This is a genomic window from Microcystis sp. Msp_OC_L_20101000_S702, from assembly GCF_007095705.1.
Lineage (GTDB): Bacteria > Cyanobacteriota > Cyanobacteriia > Cyanobacteriales > Microcystaceae > Microcystis > Microcystis ichthyoblabe_A.
On sequence record NZ_SFBO01000222.1, the window covers coordinates 1 to 7,925 of the forward strand.

Annotated in this window: 11 protein-coding genes, 2 tRNA genes and 1 pseudogene; 8 read left to right on the top strand and 6 right to left on the bottom strand. The window is 41.5% G+C overall.

All coding sequences use genetic code 11. From position 1 onward, the window contains the following. The 3 genes and pseudogenes from EWV60_RS22165 to EWV60_RS22175 all read right to left on the bottom strand — a co-directional run. On the bottom strand, positions 1-229 hold a 229-nt coding region (locus EWV60_RS22165; RefSeq protein WP_287234801.1), incomplete at its 3' end, for a hypothetical protein. A gap of 165 nt (positions 230-394) precedes the next feature. Beyond that, positions 395-490: pseudogene (locus EWV60_RS22170) on the bottom strand (LamG domain-containing protein); the annotation flags it as partial. A gap of 164 nt (positions 491-654) precedes the next feature. Further along, complete coding sequence (locus EWV60_RS22175; protein WP_155119063.1) at positions 655-1,023, bottom strand: hypothetical protein; 369 nt, start codon at positions 1,021-1,023, stop codon at positions 655-657. Positions 1,024-1,300: 277 nt separating this feature from the next. Between EWV60_RS22175 and EWV60_RS22180 the strand changes: the two genes are divergently transcribed. Both EWV60_RS22180 and EWV60_RS22185 read left to right on the top strand, forming a co-directional pair. Further along, positions 1,301-1,546, top strand: coding sequence for a hypothetical protein (locus EWV60_RS22180; RefSeq protein ID WP_002734321.1), 246 nt, complete (start codon positions 1,301-1,303; stop codon positions 1,544-1,546). Continuing rightward, the gene (locus EWV60_RS22185) at positions 1,539-1,790 is read left to right on the top strand and encodes a type II toxin-antitoxin system RelE family toxin (protein WP_004162266.1); all 252 of its coding nucleotides are present in this window, start codon (positions 1,539-1,541) and stop codon (positions 1,788-1,790) included. Before EWV60_RS22180 ends, EWV60_RS22185 begins: the two co-directional genes overlap by 8 nt. A gap of 317 nt (positions 1,791-2,107) precedes the next feature. Here the strand turns inward: EWV60_RS22185 and EWV60_RS22190 are convergent. Both EWV60_RS22190 and EWV60_RS22195 read right to left on the bottom strand, forming a co-directional pair. After that, a tRNA-Arg gene (locus EWV60_RS22190) sits at positions 2,108-2,180 on the bottom strand. 88 nt (positions 2,181-2,268) lie between these two features. Beyond that, complete coding sequence (locus tag EWV60_RS22195; protein WP_287234805.1) at positions 2,269-3,408, bottom strand: ferrochelatase; 1,140 nt, start codon at positions 3,406-3,408, stop codon at positions 2,269-2,271. 198 nt (positions 3,409-3,606) lie between these two features. On the opposite strand from EWV60_RS22195, the gene EWV60_RS22200 reads away from it, so the two are divergent. Then, entirely contained in the window at positions 3,607-4,365 is a 759-nt protein-coding gene (locus EWV60_RS22200) for an LmeA family phospholipid-binding protein (RefSeq protein WP_002750445.1), read from the top strand. 154 nt (positions 4,366-4,519) lie between these two features. On the opposite strand, the gene yidD is transcribed toward EWV60_RS22200, so the two are convergent. Beyond that, positions 4,520-4,750, bottom strand: coding sequence for a membrane protein insertion efficiency factor YidD (gene yidD, locus EWV60_RS22205; RefSeq protein ID WP_002732315.1), 231 nt, complete (start codon positions 4,748-4,750; stop codon positions 4,520-4,522). 55 nt (positions 4,751-4,805) lie between these two features. Here yidD and EWV60_RS22210 point away from each other — a divergent pair, with 55 nt between their 5' ends. From EWV60_RS22210 to EWV60_RS22230, 5 genes are all read left to right on the top strand, one after another. Next, a complete protein-coding gene (locus EWV60_RS22210; protein WP_002732430.1) occupies positions 4,806-5,492 on the top strand; it encodes a diacylglycerol/polyprenol kinase family protein in 687 nt (228 codons plus the stop codon). An 81-nt stretch (positions 5,493-5,573) separates the two neighbouring features. Beyond that, positions 5,574-6,446, top strand: coding sequence for an aldose epimerase family protein (locus tag EWV60_RS22215; protein WP_287234808.1), 873 nt, complete (start codon positions 5,574-5,576; stop codon positions 6,444-6,446). A gap of 63 nt (positions 6,447-6,509) precedes the next feature. Further along, positions 6,510-6,581, top strand: a tRNA-Lys gene (locus EWV60_RS22220). A 29-nt stretch (positions 6,582-6,610) separates the two neighbouring features. Next, on the top strand, positions 6,611-7,213 hold the full coding sequence (gene tsaB, locus EWV60_RS22225) for a tRNA (adenosine(37)-N6)-threonylcarbamoyltransferase complex dimerization subunit type 1 TsaB (protein WP_287234811.1): 603 nt from the start codon (positions 6,611-6,613) through the stop codon (positions 7,211-7,213). A 417-nt stretch (positions 7,214-7,630) separates the two neighbouring features. After that, on the top strand, positions 7,631-7,925 hold a 295-nt coding region (locus tag EWV60_RS22230; RefSeq protein ID WP_287234814.1), incomplete at its 3' end, for a helix-turn-helix domain-containing protein.

Below are 7,925 nucleotides of genomic sequence, written 5' to 3' on the forward strand. Positions count from 1 at the left end.
GAGATAAATAATCGGGTAAAATACTTTCTGAAAAGCTAATATCCTCTTGAGCAAATTCATTTTGTAACGATTGTGCTTCTGCATCTGAAATATTGTCCCATTTCTGAAAACGTGAATTTTTTTGTAAGGATTTGACAAATTCAAGGACTTGTTGCTGTTTTTCTAGCGGTAAAGTCTTAATACTTTGCAAAATCTGGTCTTGAAGATTATTAATATGGGTGACAGACATTTCAACTTTTACTATATCTACACTAGGCCAACCATTTTACCATAAAAAAACGCTCTTGTTGTCAATTAGTTAGCAGCAATTAAATAATAGACAATAAACAATACACAAAAAATAACCCCTCAATTGACTAAATGAAGGGGCATTTATGGTATTTTTAGAAGTAATTTATCCTACTTTTGTGGTTTCTTTTTCGGTAGATTGGGATGATTTTAGTTTGCGCTTCAGGGTTGAAACTGCGCCGATAGTGCCGAGAGCGAGGAGGAAAGTTATAATTTGAGGAACACTATTAGATATGTAGATATGATTAGATAAGGTACAATAAAAGATGAAGATGCACCTACTTAAGCCATGAAACAAGTTCTCAAAAATATTGAGGTATCAGAGATTCCCACACTAATCGATACATGGATAGATATTCCTGTAAATTAATCGATAGTAAACAATGTTGTGAGTCCCGCAGTTGTTCCTATGGAATAATATGTATTGACTGGAACACCATCTAAAGCTGGTATGGCTAAAGAACAACGATGGAAAGTTTTATCAAGAAATCTTTTGTACATACATCTTTTTACCGATTTCACGGGGATCAGGCAACTAACCCTACTGGAAGTTGCACCAGGAATACCTGGCACTATCAAAAATCTGCCATGATCATTTATACACTTATATACTTGACCAGATTGAGCTATTAAAAAGTCTTTGTTTTCACTTAAGTTAAATGTTTTAGCTTGTCGAGACACAGTTAGTCCCAATAAAGTTAATACAGCCGTTATGTATATTACACTTGTTTTCATTAATGTATCTCCTCAAAGTGCGAGCGCTCCCCCTCGCAGCCAGATTAAGCAACAACCCAACACCAAAGGCGGACAAAACAAAAACACACACTCCCCCCCCCACAACTGTATTAAAAGTTACAATTTAATAAATCTTTATATTCCTCTCTTAATCCCGATAAAGAAACCGCAGAACCAAGTCGGTTGTGAACAGCCCACCGCTTTTACCATTTTTGGTTAGTATCTGGATGTGGTATTATTTGAGGTGTGTTCGGATTATCTGATACGATCAAGGTCTATGACAACTTACTATGAAATCCTCAGCCAAATAGAGAATCTTCCCCTTACGGATAAGTTGCGACTTTTAGAGGATTTAAAAACTATCATCAAGCCGACCGTAGCGCCAAAAGATGACGATGAGATCATTCCAGCCGAAGAACTTGCTGAAAGCCAAGCAGCATGGCAAGATTATTTATCTGGTCGAGATACTGGAATCACTTCAACAGAATTAAAATACAAATTATTTGGAGATAAACTTGGCTGATTATATTCTACTTAGACAAGCAGAACGCTCCTTAGAAAGGATGCCTAAAAATGATCAAATTCGTCTTCTTGAAGCTTTGGATACTTTGATTTCGGATTCTACAAAATTAGATATTAAACCCCTTTACGGAAGAGATGAACTAAGATTGCGAGTAGGTAAGTATCGAGTGTTGTTTTTTGAAGATAGAAATAACAATCTATACGTCATTACAACTATTAAACCTCGCGGCGATGTCTATAAATAATACCAGAACTCTTTTCTAGACTGCTGTTTCTCCTTTCGCCATAAGACAGTGATTCACAGAAGAAGGAGTTTCAGGTGTTTTCCCCTGTTTTACCCCTTTTCAGGCGACCTATCCTCATTCCGTGAGATATTGTGGCGCAGTATGTCCTATTCGCCTTTGCCTTCTCCCTTGACTGCGCTTCAACTCGATCGCCAACTAAATTAAACAGAATTAATATCAACCGACGGGATTCAACTGACCTAATTCGACGCTCACCGCATCAAAGCGATTGTCCCCGGGACGATAGGAGAGAATTTCCAATCCCTAGTTAACAATAACGGGTACGGTAGGGATCGAACCTACAACCGTCCGCTTAGAAGGCGGATGCTCTATCCATTGAGCTACGTACCCAGGAAAGCACAATTATAGATTATAGCTCCAACAGTGACAAGTGGTAGGACTAATTTTCGCCGTTGCCCCTCTTTGCCACTGTCCAAGCTTAATGATGATGGTGATGTCCGTGGTGATGATGGTGATCGGAATGAATGTGAGGAATTGTTACAGAACTATTGACAGATAAAGCCTCTTGTGATAGTAAAGCTTCGATATGTTCCTCGGCCCAATCGGCGACCATCTGGCAAAATTCGGGGTTATCGTTGACACAGGCCATCTGCACATAATTAACTTGGTCGTGTTTGCGGCGTAAAGCTTCGATAATATGCTCCACATCCAGTAAAGTTTCGTGATTTTCCGTAGCAAAGCCAATCGGCATGAAAATTAAAGCTTTGGCCCCTAATTCAATCAAATTCTTCGCCGCTAACTCTGCATTCGGTTGCGTCCATTTAATTAAGGGGGTTTGGTGATTTAACCAACCCACAGAAATCAAGGGATAACGATAGATTAATTTTTCCCGGACTAACTCGTATAAAGCTTGACTTTCATCGATTCCCGACGTAAATCCCTTAGCTTCGTGGGGACAACCGTGATTCATTAAAATAATGCCAATTTGCGAGGGAAGACAGCTACTAGCTACCTCGGCCGCGATTTTTTCTTCCACTAACCGCGCCATTAGATCTATATAAGCGGGTTGGTTATAAAACGAGGGAATATAGCGCAATCCTTTAACCCAATGTTCCCCCGTTTGTCCTTGAGCTAAAGCTTTGTTAACTTGTTCGATGGCAATGCCACTGGTAAAGATAGAATCAACAACGAGGAGAGGATAGATCAAAATTTTCTCGAATCCCCGCTCGCGGATTTCCGTTAATATCTGTGCCGGTAAAAAAGGCGCACAGAAGTTAAACGCTTTGAATACCTCCACCCGATTACCCCATTTTGCCTGTAAATTGCGCTCAATTTCCTGTCTTTGATGCTCGAAAATGTGGTTATGGGGGGAAATAAAGTGATTATGCTGGTGCTGCCATTCGTGTAGGTCAAATATGGCCAATAATTTCGCTAGGGGAGGATAAACCCAAGTCGGTACAGGAGCGAACTTAGCCGTCAGCAAATTTAAGGCCTGTTCATTATAGTTGGCGAAGTCCTCATAACTCTCCACTTCCCCGTATCCCATCAATAATACCGCCACTTGATCGCTGTGGTTGTGGGTAGCGGCTAACGGTTGTTGATCTGAAATGGCAACCACGTTTTTAACCCCGATTTTCTAAGTGAAAAACGCTATATCACTGGGATAGTAGCGTTTTTCCATCCTATCCCCTCCCACGCGATAGACCGCTAAAAATTTATAACCTCTACAGAATCATACAGATTGCTTATCATCCTGATTAATAAAACGATATGTAAAGAAACTTTAAATAATGTTAAGATCGTTGCAGTCCCACCTATGAGAGATATGACAGCAGGCGTGTTTGGTAGCTTACCTTTTCCCAATCAGAGCGGCGATCAACTCATCAGTAAAGTGGTGAGTGCTGCGATCGCTGCATTATTCAAACGCACAGGCAAGCTGACAGCGACTGTCCGCGCCGAACCCGTAGCCAAATTACTGCAAGGCAGTATCGACGGTTTTGACTTTATCGGTCAGTCGATGCTGATGTACAATGGCCTACGCATCGAAGCCATGGAACTGTATGTGCAGGCAGTGGCGATCGATTTTAGTGCCATTTTTACCGGACAGGTGAAACTCCGTCAACCGACGCGGGCCACTTTGCGGGTAGTTTTAACGGAAGAAGACTTAACCACCTCTTTTAATACACCTTTTATTGTCGAAAAACTGCAAAGATTAGAGTACGAAGGTAAATCAATTCACTGTCAGAACACAGAATTAATTCTCAATGACGATAAAACTTTAACTCTCAAAAGTCTAATTAAATTGGCAGAAGAAGAACCAATTCTGCTAGAAATGACCACGGCTGTGGTTGTGGAAGAACGGCGAAAAATTCAATTTGTTGATGTGGTTTACCAAGGGGACGAAAGATCGAAAGCTTTAGGAGAAGCTTTAATCAGCCATGTTAACAACCTTATGGATTTAGATAAGTTTGCTCTCGATGGTACTCAATTAAGGGTCGATCGACTACGTTTAAAAGATAAACAGATTATCTTTTATGGTATCGCCGATATCGAGCGTTTTCCCAAAAGAAAATAGGCAATCATCAACGGGTCTAAAAATATCAAGAGTTTTACAGACTTTACCCTAAAGATGAAGTATAACCTAGTTTGCTATTGACTCCTGAATCCTGACTCCTGAATCCCCAAAACGAAAACTTCTTATCTCACCATTGAGATAACTGCTGTGGCTTTTAATCGTGCTTGTGGCTACAGGGAGGCACAGGATCGTAACCTCCGGGGTGAAAGGGATGACAACGGAGAATACGCTTAATTGCTAACCAAGAACCCCGTAGCACACCAAAGCGATCGATCGCTTCTATGGCATACTGGGAACAGGTGGGTTGAAAACGACAGGAAGGGGGAAATAGCGGCGAAATAAACCGTCTATATCCCTCAATTAAGCCAATAAAAATTCCTTTCATCAATGTCACCTCGATCGCCTAAACTAAATAGATAGTCAATTTTCGCTTTTGCCACGTGGAACTATCCCACCCTCTCCTATTTTCGATCAGTTTAGTCGCCTGTTACCTAGCTGTTCTGATTCTGATCGCTGAAAAATTAAAAAGTGTTTTCAGTACCGATGGCGAAATTACCCGCAAAGTTGTCCACATTGGCACAGGAAACGTCATCCTTTTTGCCTGGTGGTTAAATATCCCCGCTTGGGTGGGAATAAGTGCGGCCATCCTAGCGGCAATTATTGCTATACTATCCTATTTTTTACCCATTTTACCTAGTCTTAATAGTGTCGGTCGCCGTAGTTGGGGAACTTTTTTTTATGCTGTTAGTATCGGTGTTCTTGTGGCTTATTTTTGGCCAATTTCTCACCCCGAATACGCAGCAATGGGTATTTTAATTATGGCTTTAGGAGACGGATTAGCAGCCCTAGTCGGACAAAATTTCGGTCAACATCCCTACAAAATTTTCGGCAGTGGCAAAAGTCTGGAAGGTTCCCTGACTATGTTAGGAGTCAGCTTTCTAGTCAGCTTGATTATTTTATCTTTTGTTAATGGCATTAATCCGCCAATTATTCTAGTGTCTTTATTGACAGCGATCGGAGCTACTATTCTAGAAACTTTCTCGAAACTGGGTATAGATAATCTCACTGTACCCGTTGGTAGCGCCGCCATTGCCTATTTTCTTACTCAAATTTTCATCTCAAGCTAGGCTATCCCAGCTTTCAAACTACCGAAGAACGATGATATTCACTGGTAACTGATCACTGGTAACTGATAACTGATAACTGATATGACTTTTACGATCACTCAAAACCAAAATCAATACCTTACCTATTGTCTCAAGGATGAAGAGGCTGACGCTTATCTGGAAGTGGTTCCCGCTAGAGGAGGAATCATCACCCGTTGGCAAATTTGCGGAGAAGATCTTTTATATCTGGACAGAGAAAGATTCAAAGATCCTAACCTCAGCGTCCGCGGAGGAGTCCCGATTTTATTTCCTATCTGCGGCAACTTACCCGATAATACCTATCAATACCAAGGCCGAAACTATAGCCTCAAACAACACGGATTTGCTCGTGATTTACCTTGGCAAGTCAGCAAACAAAGCAGCGAAACCGCCGCTAGTTTAACCCTAGAATTAAACAGTAATGAAGCCACTCGTCAAGTCTATCCCTTTGATTTTCAATTAATCTTTACCTATCAACTGCAAGGAAACAGCCTCAGAATTCACCAAAAAGTAATCAATCTTTCCCCCGAAAAAATGCCCTTTTCTATCGGCTTCCATCCCTATTTTCAAGTCACCGATAAAACCCGATTGTCCTTTGATATTCCCTCCTCCCAATACCTCGACCAACGCACGAAAACCTTCCATTACTACTCTGGTAACTTTGACTTTAATCTCGAAGAAATTGATGCCGCTTTTCCGCAAATTACGCGCCATCAAAGTGGTTTTAGTGATTCTTATCATCAGCGCCAAATTGTCCTCAGTTACGACGATCTCTATACAACTATAGTTTTTTGGACCCTGAAAGATAAAAATTATATCTGTCTCGAACCTTGGAGCGCTCCCCGCAACGCCCTTAACACAGGCGAACATTTGACCTACTTAGAACCCCAGAGCAGCCGCGAGGCGATCGTGGAAATGCGAGTCAATCAAATTTAAATTACCCCTTGACTTAGCCTCGATAAGATGTTATATTGATGAATCGTGTGCAGAACACGAAACGGGTCGCTAGCTCAGCGGTAGAGCACTCGGCTTTTAACCGATTGGTCTTGGGTTCGAATCCCAGGCGACCCATAAAAACTTACTGATACAGAAAGATCGACTTGTCTTCCCCTGTCTATGGATTAGCTTTGCATACCAGCAGTCCCCAACTGGGACTGGCCTTCTCTAATTTCAGTGATGATAGTCGTCAACAAACTTGGGACTTAGACAGGGACTTATCGAACCTATTCCACCCCTATCTAAAACAGTTCCTAGCCCCGCAAAAATGGGCAGATTTAGCCTTTCTCGCCACTGCTAGGGGTCCGGGGAGCTTTACCAGTACCCGCATCGGTATAGTCACCGCTAGAACCCTAGCACAACAATTACAGCTACCGATTTTTACCGTCTCCAGTTTAGCGGCCTTTGCTTGGTCACAACGGGATTTTTACCCCCTTGATACCTATCTAGCCCTAGAAATGCCCGCCACTAGGGGACAATTGTATGTGGGCATCTATCGGGGTAATCGGGTTTATTTAGCTGATAGCCTGATGACTTTGGAACAATGGCAGCAGACCTTAGAAAACTTAACTATTTCCTATCAAAGATTAGCCACACCCAACTATTTAGGCATAAATGCCCCCGCTATCCTCGATTTAGCCCATTTGGATTGGCAAACGGGAAAACGCCCCCATTGGTCGGAGGCGCTACCATTTTACGCGATGTGATTGGGGTTTGCGGCAAAAAGTTTCTCGTGGGGTGTGGGGTGTAGGGTTTTACCCATTTTCAGGGGGTCAATTACCTAATTTTCGGGGAAAAAGTACCTGAATTTTCCCCCTGATCACTCCCACGCCTGGCACTTTTGGATTTCAAAAAGGTCTAAAAGTCTTACCCAACAACCCACATTCCGCACCCTAAGTGTCACAACGTCTCAAAAGAGGAAGGAGCGTGAGTCAAAATACTTATCTAGAGGAGTGAGTTGGCGGCAAGCTGCCGGCAACTAAGCCGAAAATTTCAGGGTTCCCCCAGTAATTCTCAATAAACAGTGCTTGTTGAGAATAGACCTCTTGCATAATTTTTTTATGGTATAATATAAGGTTTTGCTTTTTTCTCAATTCTTAGATTGAAGTGGAAAAAAGAATAAAATCGGTGTGTATAAACAAACATATAGAAAGATGGTAGAATCAGTAAAAAGTGTTGAAGCCGACTCTAATTCACCATCTAAAATGGGACCGAAACCTAAACTATCTATAGAAGAACAAGTTTTAGTAACGTTAGAATATTGGCGAGAATATAGAACATATTTTCACATTGGGACAAACTGGGAACTATCAGAATCAACTATATGTCGGATTGTAAATAAGACGGAAAAAATGCTTTTACAATCGGGAAACTTCCGTTTAAAAGGAAAAAAAGCTTTACTCAATCAAGCAGAGATAC